Source organism: Kribbella endophytica (genome assembly GCF_054781295.1).
Map to the genome: position 1 here is coordinate 2,813,051 of NZ_BAAGUR010000001.1, position 15,730 is coordinate 2,828,780.

Annotated in this window: 15 protein-coding genes; 5 read left to right on the top strand and 10 right to left on the bottom strand. The window is 68.6% G+C overall.

The features are described from left to right. The first annotated feature begins 36 nt into the window (after nt 1–36). Nucleotides 37–276 carry an SCO4848 family membrane protein gene (locus ACYVIO_RS13425; RefSeq protein WP_460651049.1) on the top strand — a complete coding sequence of 80 codons (240 nt, stop codon included), beginning with the start codon at nt 37–39 and terminating at the stop codon, nt 274–276. Nucleotides 277–297: 21 nt separating this feature from the next. Here ACYVIO_RS13425 and ACYVIO_RS13430 read toward each other — a convergent pair whose 3' ends face one another. Beyond that, entirely contained in the window at nt 298–1,089 is a 792-nt protein-coding gene (locus ACYVIO_RS13430) for a helix-turn-helix transcriptional regulator (protein WP_460651050.1), read from the bottom strand. Nucleotides 1,090–1,143: 54 nt separating this feature from the next. Here ACYVIO_RS13430 and ACYVIO_RS13435 point away from each other — a divergent pair, with 54 nt between their 5' ends. Together ACYVIO_RS13435 and ACYVIO_RS13440 are read left to right on the top strand one after the other, a co-directional pair. Beyond that, complete coding sequence (locus ACYVIO_RS13435) at nt 1,144–2,004, top strand: M55 family metallopeptidase (protein ID WP_460651051.1); 861 nt, start codon at nt 1,144–1,146, stop codon at nt 2,002–2,004. A gap of 45 nt (nt 2,005–2,049) precedes the next feature. After that, nucleotides 2,050–2,469, top strand: a complete 420-nt coding sequence (locus ACYVIO_RS13440) for a DUF2000 family protein (RefSeq protein WP_460651052.1) — start codon at nt 2,050–2,052, stop codon at nt 2,467–2,469. Nucleotides 2,470–2,472: 3 nt separating this feature from the next. Here the strand turns inward: ACYVIO_RS13440 and ACYVIO_RS13445 are convergent, their stop codons facing one another. Together ACYVIO_RS13445 and ACYVIO_RS13450 are read right to left on the bottom strand one after the other, a co-directional pair. After that, nucleotides 2,473–6,822, bottom strand: coding sequence for a S8 family serine peptidase (locus tag ACYVIO_RS13445; RefSeq protein ID WP_460651053.1), 4,350 nt, complete (start codon nt 6,820–6,822; stop codon nt 2,473–2,475). 237 nt (nt 6,823–7,059) lie between these two features. After that, on the bottom strand, nt 7,060–7,434 hold the full coding sequence (locus ACYVIO_RS13450; protein ID WP_460651054.1) for a peptidase inhibitor family I36 protein: 375 nt from the start codon (nt 7,432–7,434) through the stop codon (nt 7,060–7,062). Between the two features lie 236 nt (nt 7,435–7,670). Between ACYVIO_RS13450 and ACYVIO_RS13455 the strand changes: the two genes are divergently transcribed. After that, nucleotides 7,671–8,123 carry a hypothetical protein gene (locus tag ACYVIO_RS13455; RefSeq protein ID WP_460651055.1) on the top strand — a complete coding sequence of 151 codons (453 nt, stop codon included), beginning with the start codon at nt 7,671–7,673 and terminating at the stop codon, nt 8,121–8,123. A 97-nt stretch (nt 8,124–8,220) separates the two neighbouring features. On the opposite strand, the gene ACYVIO_RS13460 is transcribed toward ACYVIO_RS13455, so the two are convergent. The 5 genes from ACYVIO_RS13460 to sdhC all read right to left on the bottom strand — a co-directional run bounded on the left by ACYVIO_RS13460 (nt 8,221) and on the right by sdhC (nt 12,168). After that, the gene (locus ACYVIO_RS13460) at nt 8,221–8,418 is read right to left on the bottom strand and encodes a hypothetical protein (protein WP_460651056.1); all 198 of its coding nucleotides are present in this window, start codon (nt 8,416–8,418) and stop codon (nt 8,221–8,223) included. Nucleotides 8,419–8,863: 445 nt separating this feature from the next. Continuing rightward, the gene (locus ACYVIO_RS13465; RefSeq protein WP_460651057.1) at nt 8,864–9,568 is read right to left on the bottom strand and encodes a succinate dehydrogenase iron-sulfur subunit; all 705 of its coding nucleotides are present in this window, start codon (nt 9,566–9,568) and stop codon (nt 8,864–8,866) included. Next, complete coding sequence (gene sdhA, locus ACYVIO_RS13470) at nt 9,568–11,310, bottom strand: succinate dehydrogenase flavoprotein subunit (protein ID WP_460651058.1); 1,743 nt, start codon at nt 11,308–11,310, stop codon at nt 9,568–9,570. Before sdhA ends, ACYVIO_RS13465 begins: the two co-directional genes overlap by 1 nt. A gap of 12 nt (nt 11,311–11,322) precedes the next feature. Next, nucleotides 11,323–11,784, bottom strand: a complete 462-nt coding sequence (locus ACYVIO_RS13475) for a succinate dehydrogenase hydrophobic membrane anchor subunit (RefSeq protein WP_460651059.1) — start codon at nt 11,782–11,784, stop codon at nt 11,323–11,325. Between the two features lie 6 nt (nt 11,785–11,790). Further along, complete coding sequence (sdhC, locus tag ACYVIO_RS13480; RefSeq protein ID WP_460651060.1) at nt 11,791–12,168, bottom strand: succinate dehydrogenase, cytochrome b556 subunit; 378 nt, start codon at nt 12,166–12,168, stop codon at nt 11,791–11,793. Between the two features lie 303 nt (nt 12,169–12,471). Here sdhC and ACYVIO_RS13485 point away from each other — a divergent pair, with 303 nt between their 5' ends. Then, complete coding sequence (locus ACYVIO_RS13485; RefSeq protein WP_460651061.1) at nt 12,472–13,287, top strand: MBL fold metallo-hydrolase; 816 nt, start codon at nt 12,472–12,474, stop codon at nt 13,285–13,287. Here the strand turns inward: ACYVIO_RS13485 and ACYVIO_RS13490 are convergent. Together ACYVIO_RS13490 and ACYVIO_RS13495 are read right to left on the bottom strand one after the other, a co-directional pair. Then, the gene (locus ACYVIO_RS13490) at nt 13,284–14,480 is read right to left on the bottom strand and encodes a glycosyltransferase (RefSeq protein WP_460651062.1); all 1,197 of its coding nucleotides are present in this window, start codon (nt 14,478–14,480) and stop codon (nt 13,284–13,286) included. The genes ACYVIO_RS13485 and ACYVIO_RS13490 overlap by 4 nt on opposite strands. Further along, the gene (locus tag ACYVIO_RS13495; RefSeq protein WP_460651063.1) at nt 14,477–15,676 is read right to left on the bottom strand and encodes a glycosyltransferase family 4 protein; all 1,200 of its coding nucleotides are present in this window, start codon (nt 15,674–15,676) and stop codon (nt 14,477–14,479) included. The genes ACYVIO_RS13490 and ACYVIO_RS13495 overlap by 4 nt, the downstream gene beginning before the upstream one ends. Between the last annotated feature and the right edge of the window lie 54 nt (nt 15,677–15,730).

Here is a 15,730-nt window from a genome sequence, read left to right on the forward strand (position 1 = left end):
TGAGGCGCGGCCGCCCCCTACGTGCACACTGGCAGGGTGAAACTCGAACGCAAGCATGCCCTGGTGCTGATCGCGATCGCGGTCTGGAACGTTGTCACGTACGTGACGTTCATCAAGAACCTGGCCGCCACGGAAGACCGCCCGACCGGGTACTACGTCGCGCACACCGTGCTGATCGTGGTCAACCTGGGGATCGCGGGGCTGCTCGGTACGTGGGGCTTCAAGGCGTACAAGGCGGCAAAGGCCTCGAAGGTGGAGAAGGTCGACGCGCTGTAGCTCGCGTACGCCGTACGGCTGTCAGGGCCTGGCGAAGCTGCTCGGCGTCACTCCGAGCATGCGGCGGAAATGCCTGGTCAGGTGGGACTGGTCGTAGAAGCCGGCCAGCGCCGCGACCTCGGCGGCCGGGCAGCCCTCCAGGAGGTAGCGGCGGGCCAGGTCGACGCGGCGGCCAGTCAGGTACCGGTGCGGTGGCATGCCGAACTCCCGGCTGAAGGCGCGCACCAGATGCGCCGGGTGCGCGTGCACCAGCGCTGACGCCTCGTCCAGCGTGATCCCGCCGGGCAGGTGCGCGTCCAGCACCTCCCGTAGCCGGCTGGCGACTCCTGCGTCCCGGCGGTCGGGCGGTGCGATGACCTGGCGCTTCAGGTGCTGCCGGAGGCGCTCCTCGATCAGCGTGAGGCGGCTCTCCGCCTCCAGCGTCTCCTGGCCGAGAGCCAGTACGCCGTGTAGCTGCTCGATGCGCTGCCGGAGCAGGGGGTCGAGCAACTCGGGCTGGTCGACCGCAGCCCCGGTCAGGTCGGTGCCGAGCCGGTCGGGCTCCAGGTAGAGCACCCGCTTGCGGAAACCCTCCGGGCGGATCGAGCGGCCGTCGTGCGGCACGTTGGGCGGCAGGATCGACACCTGCGCGCGGCTCAGGTCGTGCTCCCGCTGGTCCAGGTCGTACCGGACGACGCCCTCGTCGACGAGCAGGATGGTCCAGGCGTCGTGGGTGTGGCTCGGGTACGCGTGCGACGGGAAGTAGGCGTGCAGTACCTCGACGACACCGTTCAGTTCCGGTCGCCAGGCCCGTACCTGCGCACTCGCGCTCACCCTTCAGAACACTACGCTTGCCAATTGACAGTGGCGAAGAGGCGGGGGACTCGGGTGAAGGTGTACATCAGCGCGGACATGGAAGGCATCACCGGCCTGGTCGACGCCGAGGACGTCCAGCCGCCCGGCCGCGACTACGAACGCGGCCGCGGCCTGATGACCGAGGACGTGAACGCCGCCGTCCGCGGCGCGTACGCCGCCGGCGCGAAGTACGTCCTCGTCAACGACGCCCACGGGCCGATGCGCAACCTGCTGCCCGACCTGCTCGACCCCCGAGCCCTCCTGATCAAGGGCCGCCCCAAACCGATGGGCATGATCGAGGGCCTGACCCCCGACTTCGACGCCGTCGTCTGCGTCGGCTTCCACTCCAGAGCCGGCACCCTCGGCGTCTTGAGTCACAGCTTCATGGGCCACGAAATCGAAGACATCTGGCTCGACGACAAGCCGACTGGCGAAATAGGCCTCCTCCACGCGGCCGCGTCGGCGTACGGCGTCCCCGTAGCCGCCCTGACCGGCGACAACACCGCCTGCACCGAGGCCACCACCTGGGACCCCCAGATCCACGCCTACCCGGTCAAGCAAGCCAAAGACCGCTTCGCCGCCCAGCTCGTCCCGGTCGCCGAGTCCCGAGCAGGTATCGAACAAACAGTCCAAAGAGCCCTCACCACCCTCCCCACCAGGCCCGAGCCCACCGCCCCCGCGGCGAATCCGCCGGCCCCCTCCAAAACCATCCACCAGTTGACCGTCCGCTGGCAGTCCGCCTCAGTCGCCTCCCACCTCTTGGCCATCCCCGGCCTCGAGAAAACCGACGACCGCACCATCACCACCCAAGGCGACATGCTCCACCTCTACCGCCTCTTCAACCTCTACCTCCGCGTCGCCACCGCGGTCACCAACAATTCGCCCTATTGCTAAGAACGTACAAGCCACAGGCCCTGGGGAGCGGGCAGATTGGGGCCTGTGGATGAGATCAAGTTCGACACGAAGATCGCGGTTCTGCTGCGGGACGACCTGGCGACCTGGCAGCGATTGAACGTCACGGCCTTCCTGGTGTCCGGGTTGGCGACGGCTCAGCCGGAGTTGCTCGGATTGCCGTACGAGGATGCCGACGGCACGCAGTACCTGCCGATGTTCCGCCAGCCGGTGCTCGTGTTCGAGGGGTCCAAGGAGCAGATGGCGGTCTCGCACGGGCGAGTGCTCGGGCGGAGCATCCCGCACTCCGTGTTCACCGCGGATTTGTTTGCTACAGGCAATGACCGGGACAACCGGGCGGCCGTGAAGGCGGTCCGGCAGGGCGAGCTCGAGTTGGTCGGGATCGCCCTGCACGGACCGAAGAACGCGGTGGACAAGGTGCTCAAGGGGGCACGGATGCACCCGTGAGGGTTACCTCGGCGTCTGGATCACCACCTGGCCTGATCTGGTCAGGGTCTTGCCGGTGACCGTCACCGGCGTGGTGTTGCCGTGGAGCAACGGGATCTGGACGAAGGTGTGCATCCAGCCGGCGGCTGAAGCTCGGCCGTGGGCTACCGGGAACACACCCAGCCAGACGGTCCACGGCTCGTTCGGCGACAGACCGGCGGCGGTGACGGACACCGTGGTGCCCGTGTGGGCCGGTGAAGGTGCTGCGTCGACCGCGAAGGTCGAGCTGCCACGCACCGGCGCGAGGTCGGACTGGGTGAGCGGCGTCGCGAGCATCGTCCGTACGGCGAGGTACTGGATGTCCGGCCGGACCACCTCGTAGAACGCGGTCGCCCACAAGGCCCGCCCGGCAGGCACGTTCAGCGTCCGCGAGACCGGCGCCTTTTCCTCGGGGCTGTACACGACGGGGATGTCCTCGGCGTACAGCTCCTTAGGCCCGGTGTAGATGTCCGTGCCCTGCCCCACCAGCAGCGAGAACAGCCCGCTGTACCCGGCGGGCCGGTTCGTGAGCGTCAGCTGCAACTGCTGGCCGGTGCCGCGATGGAACGTCGCCCAGAACGGCTCAGCCAACGCAGGCGGCCCGTTGAGCCGGCTCTTGTCCAGGTTCCGGTACGTCGCAACAGCGGCGCCGTCGAGCACCAGGTCGAGCCGGTCGACACCAGTCACGTCGTACGTGCGCGCGAGAGTCTGGTCCGGGTCGACCTGCAGTGTCGCGAAGACGACGTCACCACTGGTCAGCTTGTAGCGCAGCGTCGGGAACACCACGCGCTCACTGTGGTTCACGTACGTCACCCGAGCCTGCCGACCAGAGCCCACGATCGAAGCAGTACTGGCCGCACCAGCCGCAGGGGTCCAGCTGACCGTCTTGCTCTGCCCAGCCTTGCCACGGTCGAGCTGCACGGTCAGAGTCGCGGTGAGCTTCTCCGCCCGCGTCTCCACCCGAGCAGACGCCCAGTCGATCGCCTGCAGCGTCCCGCTGTCCACCGGCATCGTCTGGTCGAGGTACACACTCGTGCGCCCCTTGATCGTCACCCGCACCGACCCCTTGCCGCTCACCGCACCCACCAGCGCGACAAACGGGTTCCCGTCGAACGCCTGCCGGTCGTCACCCGACAGCCCGCGCAGCACCACCGGAGTGATCGTGAAAGCGTCAGCCACCGTCTTCCCGGCGTACCGCAGCTCAACAGTCTGCTGACCAGGCTTGAGCCCAGCAGGCAGCGTGACCAGCAGCCCCACCCGTCCGTCGTCGCTGACGAGCCCACTCGCGAGCACCTGGCTGGCGCCCTTCAACCGGACCTGGTAGCCAACAGCCGGCACCAGTCCGCTCCCGACAACAGCCACCGTCCGCCCAGCCAGCGCATAGTCAGGCTTGACCGACACCTGCGGCCGAGCACCCGGGTCACCAACAGGCGGCCCAGTCCGGGGGTCGCTGGTGATCACCACGTACGACGTACGCCCGGTGTCGCCGTAGCTCACCCGGCCCAGGTACTGCCCGCCCGGCCGCAGCCCCTGCCAGGACAGCTCGACCGGCGTCCTGCTGCCGATGCTCAGCGAGACCGTCGTCGGCGAAGCCGCAAAGGCCCCCTCTGAAGCACTCAGCACATAGCTGGTCAGGCTGTACCCGAGCGCCCCAGCACCCGCGTAGAAGCTCACCTCAACCTGGTACAGCCCAGCCTGCGGGTCGTCCAGGTCGATCTGCTCACCAGCAGACGGCGTAGCCGCCCGTGCGACCAGCAACCGGTCCCCGTAGTCGTTGACCCGGTAGACCGACAGGTCCAGGTCCGCACCAGCAGTCCCAGCACTCAGCACGAACCGGGCGTGCGGCGTACCGGCCGGCACCTCCACCACCTGGCTCTGCGTCGCCCCACCCGCAGTACCGGAGCCGTCGAGCCGCTGCCCGCGGCTGAGCCCCGTCACAGCGAGCGGTACGTCCAGCGCGTCGCCACCTGCCACAGTCAGCGTCGTACGGCCGGTGCTGCCGTTGGCCGACACCTCAGCCGGAGTCACCAGCGCAACAGGCCGTACGGCGACAGCGCTGCGCACTGTCTGCTCGCCACTGCGCCAGACCAGCTGCCCGGTCGCGTACGCGTCGAGCGGAGCCGTGGTCCGCGTGAAGGTCACCTGGAAGCTCTTGGTCTGCCCTGCGGCCGTGAAGCTCAGTGTCGACGGCTCGACCACAGTCTGTACGCCGGGAACCGCGACCGGGTCAGCCGTGAACGTCCCGGCGCCGGTGGAGGTCACAGAGCGGGTCACGGTCTGCCGCCCGGCCAGCGATCCGACGCCGATCGACGCCAGGTTCAGGTCCGACGGATCAGGCGCCGACGCATCACCATGAATCGCCGCGATGTACCCGGCCCAGTCGTCAGGCCCGTTCAGATAAAGCAGTCCCGGGCTCAGATACCGCGTCGGATCGACCTGCCCGTTGCCCTCGGCAAACACATCACCGGCGGACTCGCCGGCCGTCGGCCGGGTCGTCGTCATCAGCGCCGACTTGATCTCGGCCGGCGTCGCCGCAGGGTGCAGCCCGAGGTAGAGCGCCGCCAGCCCGGCGACGTGTGGCGACGCCATCGACGTACCGGAGAGGAACGCGTACGCCGGCCGCGCACCGGCCGCATTGGCTGCAGCAGCAAGGATCCCGACGCCCGGCGCGGCCAGGTCCGGCTTGATCAGGTCGCCACCATCGGCGGTCACCGGGCCGCGCGAGGAGAACCCCGCGATCTGCGGCGCCGCGGGCTCGGGGAGGTTCGAGGGGTTCCCGTCGACCAGCGTCGCGGAAGCTCCATCGCGAGCGGCGTACGCCGTCAGTACGTCGTACCGGTCGGCGTCGATGGCGACGGTCGGCAGGGTGTGCGCGTCCAGATCGAGCGAGTCCGGCGCCGGGTTGACCAGGATCACGCCGATCCCGCCGGCGCGCTTGACCTCGGCCGACTTGGCCAGCCGATTGACGATGCCGCGCTCGCAGAGCACGATCTTCCCGGTGACCTTCGCGGGATCGAGGACGCCCGGCCCACACAACGAAGGCTGGGAAGCAGTCGCGGTACCAGTGGCCGATGCGGCGACCAGCGGCCCACTGACAGGGGCACTCGGCACCGAGACCGAAGCCCCGAGCAGCTCGGTCCCGTCGCCGAGCCGCACCGTCGCGCTCCGGTTCGGGATCGTGCTCGCCGCGGTCGTCGTGATCCACGGCGACGCGTTGTCGATCGTCGAGCTCCCCGGACCCGCGTTGCCGCCCGCAGCGGCGACGAAGATGCCGGCCGAAGCGGCGTTGCGGAACGCCTCGTCCACGATCGAGTCCGTGCTCTCGGCGCCCGAGGCCATCCCGATCGAGTAGTTGATCACGTCGACGTTGTCGGCCACCGCCGCGTCGATCGCGGCGAGCAGGTCGCCGGTCGCGCAGCCGTCGTCCTCGGGACCGGCCGCGGGGCCGCTCCAGCAGGCCTTGTACGCCGCGACCTTCGCGGCCGGGGAAACGCCGGAGATCTTGCCCACCGGTACGCCGGCCAGATCGGCCTCGACGTCGTGCGCGCCGACGGCGGTGCTGCTGGTGTGCGAGCCGTGCTCGTTGCCGTCGCGCGGGGACAGGTACTCGCCGGTCTCCGGGGTGCCGATATGGTCGGCGCCGAAGTTGTCGACGAAGTACCGGGCCGAGATCAGCTTGGTCGTGCAGGCGGCGGCGGTGAACTGGGCGCCCGTCGTACAGGCTCCGGTGAAGGTGCCGCCGTCGGCCTTGCGGTACTTGATGGCGCCGCCGTCGAGGTACGGCTCCGCGCCTGCGGTCGTGCCGAGTTGGGCTCCGGCGAACGCGGGGTTCTCCGGCGCGATCCCGGTGTCGACGACGCCGACCACGACGCCCTGGCCGGCCTTGCCGACGCCGCCGTTGGTTGCCCAGACGCCGTTGTCGCCGCTCAGCCCGAGGTAGTCGGTGGAGGAGACGGCGAGCGGCTTGCGCAGGACGTCCTCGACGACCGACAGCACCGACGGATCGGTGCGGAGCTGCTCGGCCTGTACGGCGGACAGCTTGGTGGTGAAGCCGTTCAGAGCGGCCGAGTACGACGAGATGACGCGGCTGCCGACGGTCGCGGCGGTGGTGTTCTGCTGTGCGCGCAGGTACTCGCGGTAGGCCTTGACCGGGGCCGAGTCGGCGCGCAGGCCTTCGCCCTGGCGAGGCGCGGTCCGTGCCTTGCCGGTGACGCCGCCGACGTACGAGGCTGCAGCAGGGTCTCGCAGGGTGACGATGTACCGGCTGGGAGCAGGCGGTGCAGCAGCCGGGGAAGGGATCGGAGGGGGAGCGGCGGAGGCCTGAGGGACTGACACCAGAGCGGTACCAAGGACCGCAAGTGTCAGCAGGAGTGAAACTCGTCTGCGAGATCGGGCAGGAGGCACTGGGCGGTCCTTAGGCAGGGAGCTCACGCGGAGTCGGTGAGCGGTCACATAGGTTTCTAGCGCCCTGTGTCTGCCGCCTCAACAATATTCGTGACCAATCTGGCCATGGCGCCGACCGGCCAAACGCCCCGGGAACCAGTCGGTCCCCGGGGCGTCGCCATGATCAGGTCAGCAGACGAACTGGAAGCTCTCCGCGTCGTTGTCGAAGCCGACCTGCTCCAGGTTGGAGTAGTTCGTGTTCGCGGCCAGGTCGACCGAGCGGCCGCCGAAGTTGTCGTCGGCGTACAGCCGGATCTTGCAGGCGGTCTCGTTGCGCACCGAGGAGATCTCGTTGTCGCCGTCCCAGCCGTCGATGTCGCAGCCGTCCGGGCAGTTGTCCGGGGTCGCGGTGACGTACTGGCTGCCGGTGTAGTCCGGGTCCTCCCACATCCGGACGTTGCCGGCGGTCGGTGCGTTCTCGGTCGCGTTCGCCGGGCTGATCACGCCGAACCCCGCGACGGCGAGTCCACCGGCCAGGATGACTGCTACACGCTTGCGGTACATGTCGCTCCTTCTGTCAACGGATCACTGAACGCCTTCCAGCCAAGGCGTCCCCGGTGTCAGCCCGCTGTCAGCTGACTGTCGACACGAGCCCGTGCACAGCCCGAGATCCGTACGCCGACCGATCGTTGCCTGGCCGACATGTTCTTTCCGGTACGACGGGGTACGCGCGCGCGAGCGATGTCACTTCCTGCAACCGAGTAGGCGCCCGGTCCGTCCAGCGGGCAGACTAGGGGCCCATGGCAACAAACTCGGAGCAGGGGAGAGTCGCAGTGGTGGGATCGGTACGGCGTGGTGTGGCAGTACTCGCGGCGGCGGCCGCGGTGGCGGTGACCGGACAGACGGCGGCAACGGCCGCGACGGAGAGCACGCAGTACGCCAACGACAGGTTCGCGGTCTGTCTGTCCAACTGCTACCAGCGCGCCTACGGCGGCGTCGCCTGGACCAGCCGCAACGCGACGATCAGCGGCACTGTGTACGACTTCGACTCGGCCGGCTATGCGACGGTCTCCTTCGAGGCCTTCCGCGGCAGCAAGAAGATCGGCACCCAGTACCGGACCTCGGAGCACCTCAGCAGGTCCTACCGGTTCGTGATGTCCGGCAGCCCCGACCGGGTCCGCGTCCAGATCTGCTACACCGGCATCGGCAACGCGAAGGACTGCAGCGAGCAGCAGAACGCCGTCCGCAACTGACGGACCCACGACACAACAAACCCCCGGACCACGGGGTCGCCCCACTGCTTGGTCTGCAGCCGGCGCCGGCGGTCCGGGGGTTTCGTCGTACGACGGATCAGAAGTGCCCAGCGAGCGTGAACGCGGCGATGGCCAGCGTCAGCGCCACAACGCCGACGACGGCTTCGGCCACCCAGCGGCGATCGAGCCGAAGCCAGCGGTGGCGAGGACGGTCCACAAGGGCGTACAGGGCGGCGTGCGGAGCGGCCTGCTGATCGGAGACCACGGTCCGCGGAGCTTCGAGTGTGGTGAGCACGGGAAGTACCTTCCCCATCAAGGTTCTACTACGGGCGACATGTCTGTACCCAACGGGACATAGTCACCAGCGAACGTCCTCGGCAAACCTCACAAATCGGCAACGGAGCATCCCCGCAGTCGCATCCCGGGCGCGTGCATGCCGGTGATCGGCCCGTCGACGACCGACGCGCGGTCATTCCGCGCCTCTCCCCGACGCCCCGCACCCGGTCGAGGCCACTCAAGCCCCAACGCCAGGGCGCACCGCCGGTCATCGAGCACCCCACCACTCGACCAGCCCCACCACTCGACCAGCCGGCCGCCCGACGCCGTCCAACCAGCCCCCCGCCAGACGCGTCCAACCAGCCCCACCGCCAGACGCCACCCGACCCGCCCCGCCGTCGGATGGAACGGCGGGCGCGGAGGTTGGTGTGCGGCTGGGAGCGGAAGCTCCTTTCGGCCTGAGCTCAGACGCGGCGGAAGATCAGGGCTCGTTTGACTTCCTGGATCGCCTTGGTGACCTCGATGCCGCGGGGGCAGGCGTCGGTGCAGTTGAAGGTGGTCCGGCAGCGCCAGACGCCTTCCTTGTCGTTCAGGATCTCCAGGCGCTGCTCGGTGCCCTCGTCGCGGCTGTCGAAGATGAACCGGTGCGCGCCGACGATCGCCTGCGGGCCGAAGTACTGGCCGTCGGACCAGAACACCGGGCAGGACGTCGTACAGGCCGCGCAGAGGATGCACTTGGTGGTGTCGTCGAAGCGCTCCCGGTCGGACTGCGACTGGATCCGCTCGCGGCTCGGCTCGTGCCCGTCGGTGACCAGGAACGGCATCACCGCGCGGTAGGCGTCGAAGAACGGCTCCATGTCGACGACCAGGTCTTTGAGCACCGGCAGGCCCTTGATGGGCTCGACGGTGATCTCCTTGTCCGGGTTCAGGTCCTTGATCAGCGTCTTGCAGGCCAGCCGGTTGCGGCCGTTGATCCGCATCGCGTCCGAGCCGCAGACCCCGTGCGCGCAGGAACGGCGGAAAGTGAGTGTGCCGTCCTGCTCCCACTTGATCTTGTGCAGCGCGTCGAGCACCCGGTCGCCCGGCTGGAGGGTGACGGAGTAGGTGATCCACTCGGAGTCCTCGGTGACCTCCGGGTTGTAGCGGAGGATCTTGACCTTGACGTCCATCAGTACTTGCGCTCCATCGGCTTGTAGCGAGTCTGGACGACCGGCTTGTAGTCCAGCCTGATGTTGATGTTGCCTTCGGCATCGACCTCGCGGTACGCCATCGTGTGCCGCATGAAGTTCACGTCGTCGCGCTTGTCGTAGTCCTCGCGGAAGTGCCCGCCGCGGGACTCCTTGCGCTCCAGCGCCGAGAACACCAGTACCTCGGCCAGGTCCAGCAGGAAGCCCAGCTCGACAGCTTCGAGCAGATCGGTGTTGAACCGCTTGCCCTTGTCCTGTACGGCGACGTTCGCGAACCGGGTCTTCAGGCCCTCGATGTCGAGCAGCGCCTGCTTCAGCGAGCCCTCGGTCCGGTACACCTGCGCGTTGATGTCCATCGTGGCCTGCAGGTCGGTCCGGATCGCGGCCACCCGCTCGGTACCGGTGGCGTTGCGCAGCCCCTCGACCAGGTCGACGACGAAGTCCTCGGGCTGCTCCGGCAGCTCCTCGAACTCGGCGGTCTCGGCGTACTCCGCGGCCGCGATGCCGGCCCGGCGGCCGAACACGTTGATGTCGAGCAGCGAGTTCGTGCCCAGCCGGTTCGCGCCGTGCACGGACACGCAGGCGACCTCGCCCGCGGCGTACAGGCCGGGGATCACGTCGTCGTTGTTGGCCAGCGCCTCGCCGCGGATGTTGGTCGGGATGCCGCCCATCGCGTAGTGCGCGGTCGGGAAGACCGGGATCTGCTCGGTGTACGGCTCGACGCCGAGGTAGGTCCGGGCGAACTCGGTGATGTCCGGCAGCTTCGCGTCGATGTGCGCGGGCTCGAGGTGGGTCAGGTCGAGCATCACGTACGCACCGTCCGGGCCGCAGCCGCGGCCTTCGCGGACCTCGTTGGCCATCGCCCGGGCGACCATGTCGCGCGGCGCCAGGTCCTTCACGGTCGGCGCGTACCGCTCCATGAAGCGCTCGTTGTCCTTGTTGCGCAGGATTCCGCCCTCACCACGAGCGGCCTCCGACAGCAGGACGCCGAGGCCGGCCAGGCCGGTCGGGTGGAACTGGAAGAACTCCATGTCCTCCAGCGGCAGGCCCTTGCGCCACACGATGCCCATGCCGTCGCCGGTCAGGGTGTGCGCGTTGGACGTCGTACGGAAGACCTTGCCGAAGCCGCCCGAGGCGAACACGATCGACTTGGCGCTGAAGATGTGCAGCTCGCCGGTGGCCAGCTCGTAGGCAACGACGCCGGTCGCACGACCGGCGACCATCAGCAGGTCGAGCACGTAGAACTCGTTGAAGAACTCGACGTTCTGCTTGATGCACTGCTGGTACAGCGTCTGCAGGATCATGTGGCCGGTGCGGTCCGCCGCGAAGCACGACCGCCGTACGACGGCCTCGCCGTGGTTGCGGGTGTGGCCACCGAAGAAGCGCTGGTCGATCTTGCCCTCGGCCGTCCGGTTGAACGGCAGGCCCATCTTCTCCAGGTCCAGGACCGCGTCGACGGCCTCGCGGCACATCACCTCGGCGGCGTCCTGGTCGACCAGGAAGTCACCGCCCTTGACGGTGTCGAAGGTGTGCCACTCCCAGTTGTCCTCCTCGACGTTGGCCAGCGCGGCACACATGCCGCCCTGGGCCGCGCCGGTGTGCGACCGGGTCGGGTAGAGCTTGGTGAGCACGGCGGTCCGGGTCCGCTTGCTGGACTCCAGGGCGGCGCGCATCCCCGCACCGCCCGCACCGACGATCACTACGTCGTACTGGTGCCGCTGCATTAGAAGCTGTCCTTACTTGCAGACCGTCAGCGTGGAGCTGGGGTCGAGGCAGGGGTCGAAGGTGAAGATGACCAGGGTGCCGAGCACGACGATCACGATCGAGGCGGTGATCAGCAGGGCCTTCAGCCAGAACCTGGTCTGGTCCTTCTCGGCGTAGTCGTTGATGATCGTGCGCATCCCGTTGGTGCCGTGCAGCATCGCCAGCCACAGCATCAGCAGGTCCCAGACCTGCCACAGCGGGTTGGCCCACTTGCCGGCCACGAAACCGAAGTCGAGCGCGGTGATGCCGCCGCCGAGCATCAGGTTGACGAACAGGTGGCCGAGCACCAGTACGACGAGCGCCAGGCCGGACAGCCGCATGAACAGCCAGCCGTACAGCTCGAAGTTGGTCTGGCCGGAACGGTTGCGGCCGCCGCCCTTGAGCGAGCGGGACCGGGTGGAGGACCGCGGCTGGGCGATCTCAGGAGTGGTCATCGGCGATCAGCCTCCGAAGACGTGCATCAGGTGCCGGATCACGAACGGCACGAACAGCACGACCCAGACGACGCCGACCCCGATCATCAGCTGGCGCTGGTAGCGCGGGCCCTTGGCCCAGAAGTCCACCAGGATCAGCCGGATGCCGTTGAAGGCGTGGAACAGGATCGCGGCGACCAGACCGACCTCCATCAGGCCGACGATCGGGTTCTTGTAGGTGCCGATCACCTCGTTGTACGCCTCCGGGGAGACCCGGACCAGCGCGGTGTCGAGCACGTGCACCAGCAGGAAGAAGAAGATCCCGACGCCGGTGATCCGGTGCGCCACCCACGACCACATGCCCTCGCGGCCGCGGTACAGGGTGCCGGCTGGTTTGCTGGGCAAACCGATCCTCCGATCGGACGACAGACCGAGAGCCGGGGGACGCGACTCCAGGGGGCGGGGACTCAGCACTTGGCCGCGATCGGCTCGGTCCGGAAGGGAACCAGACCGTTTCTGATGCTATCGCTGTGCCGAACCCTTTCCTGACGGTCCTCATGTGACATCGATCTCCCAGGTGTCGCGGGCAGTGACCGGGCTCACTGGACCGCGTGATTCCGGGGTGATTGGCCCGCCCTGTCAGCCCTTTTCGGGCCTACTGTCGGCAGGACTGGTGGTGGCCGGGAGGCCACGGAGAGGGGACGAACGGTGAACTTCTGGATCTGTGCGACCTGCGCGGTCGAGCACAGCGAGCAGGTCGAGGTCTGCGCGATCTGCGCCGACGAGCGGCAGTGGGTGCCGGCCGACGGCCAGCACTGGACCACCTTGGAGGAGCTGGCCGCGGCCGGCTACCGGGTGAACTTGAAGGAGGTCGAGCCCGGCCTGCACGGGATCACCTCCGAGCCGGGTGCTGGTATCGGCCAGCAGTCCATGCTGGTCCGTACCAGTGCGGGCAACCTGCTCTGGGACCCGATCGGCTTCCTGGACGACGCGGCCGTCGAGGCGGTGCGCGCGATCGGCGAGGTGAAGGCGATCATCGCGAGCCATCCGCACATGTACGGCGTACAGGTGGAGTGGAGCAAGCGGCTCGGCGACGTACCGGTGTACGTGTCGGAGGCCGATGCCGAGTGGGTCGCCCGACAGGACCCGGCGATCCGGACGTGGTCGGGTCAGCTCGATCTGCTGCCGGGGGTGACGCTGATCCAGCCGGGTGGGCATTTCCCGGGCAGCGCGGTGGTGCACTGGGCGGAAGGGGCCGACGGCAAGGGCGTGATCCTTGCCGGGGACACCCTTTTCGCGAACCCGGACCGGACGTCGGTGAGCTTCATGCGCTCGTACCCGAACCGGATCCCGCTGTCCGGTGCGGTGGTCGACCGGGTCGCCAAGGCGTTGGATGTCTTTGCCTATGACCGCCTGTACGGGAACTTCGGGGCGTCGATCCCGGTCGACGCCAAGCAGGTCGTGCGGTTCTCCGCGGACCGGCACGCTGCTTGGGCCCGCGGGGATTACGACCACCTGACTTAAGCGGCCAGGCGGTTCTGGGTGAGTTGGGTGTGCAGCCTGAGCATGTGCTGCACGCAGGTGTCCCAGTCGTAGAGCTCGGCCCGCTTCCGGGCCGCGGCTCTGCGGCCGGGCACGGTGATCAGCTCCTGTACGGCGTCCGCGAGCGCTCGCGGGTTGGCCGGGGCCCAGCGGCCGCAGGTGGCGTCGACCAACTCGCGGGCGCCGCCGGTGTTCGCGGTGACTACCGGCGTACCGGCTGCGAGTGCTTCGAGGACGGCCAGGCCGAAGGTCTCGCCTGGGCAGACGGACAGGGCGATGTCGGCTTCTGCGAGGTGCCGGGCGAGCGTCGTCCGGCCGTCGACGTACCCGTGGAAATGGATGGGTGCGTTGCCCGCGATCGCGATCAGCTCGTCGAGGTGCGGGCCTGATCCGTAGACGTCCATCCGCAGCGGTACGCCGCGGCGGTGCAGCTCGGCGGCGGTCGCGACGGCGAGGTGCGGGCTCTTCTCGCGGGACAGACGGCCGGCGTGTACGAGCTTCAGCAGGCCGTCGTCGATCGGTTCGGCGCGGGAGGGGTGGAAGGTCTCCAGGTCGACGCCGAGCGGGATCCGGATGAGTGGAGTGGTGACCTCGTCGAACTCGGCGGCCGCGTAACGCGAGGTGACCACCACCGCGTCGTACGTGCGGCTGAGCAGTTTGTAGAGCGCGCCGACACCGGCAGCAACGCCGAGCTGGCGGTACTGGCCCGGCTCGCCGCCCCACCATCCTGGCCGGAGAACCTCCCCGCTGCGGCGGGTGGGGCGAGCGGTGCGCAGCGACAACATGGCGTCCAGGCGTTCGTGGCTGAACAGCACCGAGCCGATGTCGTTCTTCTTGGCCCAGCGGGCGACCGGGAGCAGGGTGGACTTGTCCGAGATCTCGACCGTGGTTGGCTCGAAGCGTTCGAGGGTTTCGATCACCCGCCACGGGTCGGTGATCAGGCGGTAGCCGCCGCCCACCTTCGGCGCCTTCATCCGGACGATCGTGCCGTGCTCGGTCCGGGTGACGCTGTCGCGCTCGCCTGGTGTGATGAGGATCCGTTCGGCGCCGGCTTCGACGTAGCCCTGACCGAGGTGCTCGATCGCGGTCCGCATACCGCCGGACGTGGGCCCAACGAAGTTCGCCAGCTGGGCGATGCGCAGGCCCGCGGTGTGCTGTTCGCCGTACGGCGTCATGCGGCCCGCCGGACCTTCGCGGTACGGCGACCGGCCGCGGTTGTGCTCGCGGTGCTGCCGGCAGTCCCGCCTGCGAGCGCGGCGCTGGTGTGTTGCTTCGCCGCGAGCACTTCCGCGTAGTGCCGGTCGACCAGGTCGTCGACCACCGCGGGCCAGGTCCTCGTCTGCACGCGGCGCAACCCGTGCGCCGCCATGGAGGCTCGCGCGTCGGGGTTGTCGAGCAGGAACGACACGGCGTCCTTGAGCGAACCGGGCTTGCCAGGCTCGAACAGCAGCCCGTTCTCACCCGGGTGGATCAGGTCGAGCGGACCGCCCGCGGCCGGGCCGACCGTCGCGACGCCGGACGCCTGCGCCTCCTGGATGGTCTGGCAGAACGTCTCGTGCTCACCGGTGTGCACGAACACGTCCAGCCCGGCGAAGATGGACGCCAGCTCGGCGCCGCGCCGCATTCCCAGGAAAGTTGCCTCAGGCAAATTGTGCTCCAGTGAGGTGCGGTCCGGACCGTCGCCGACGATCACCACGCGGCAGCCGAGATCCGTCAGCTCGGCGAGCCGGCGGACCTTCTTCTCGGCGGCCAGGCGGCCGACGTACCCGACAATCGGTTTGCCGTCAGGGGAGATCTCCCGACGCCACTCTTCTGAACGATGCGAGGGATCGAAGAGATCGAGGTTCACGCCACGACCCCAGTGCTGCACCCGCGGTACGCCGGCCTCGACCAGCTGCTGCATCGCCGCGGACGAGGGAGCGAGCGTCCGGTCGACCCGCGAATGCGTTCTTCTGAGCCAGGCCCACACAGCCCGATCCGTCTTCGCGAACCACGGATACTGCCGAGCAAATCCGGCGATGTCAGTCTGAAAGATGGCCACCGTAGGCAACCCGAGCCGCCGCGCGGCGCGCAGCCCGTACGCCCCCAAGATGAACGGCGAAGCGAGGTGTACGAGATCCGGCTTGAAGTCGGCCATCGCCCGCTCGATCCCCGGATCCGGCAGCCCCACCGGAAACTCCTTGTACCCAGGGATCCCGAAGCTCCGGGCGCGAATCACCCGCACCCCGTGGTAACTGTCCGGCCCCGGGCCGGCGGCAATGATCAGCAGCTCGTGGTCCCGCGCGAGCAACCGGTCGGCGACATGACGAACCGTGTTCGCCACGCCATTGATCTGCGGCAGGAAGGACTCAGCGACCATCACGATGCGCACGCCTCGAAGGTTCCCCACCCCCGATGAACCCTCGGCGACGCCTCCATGACCGAA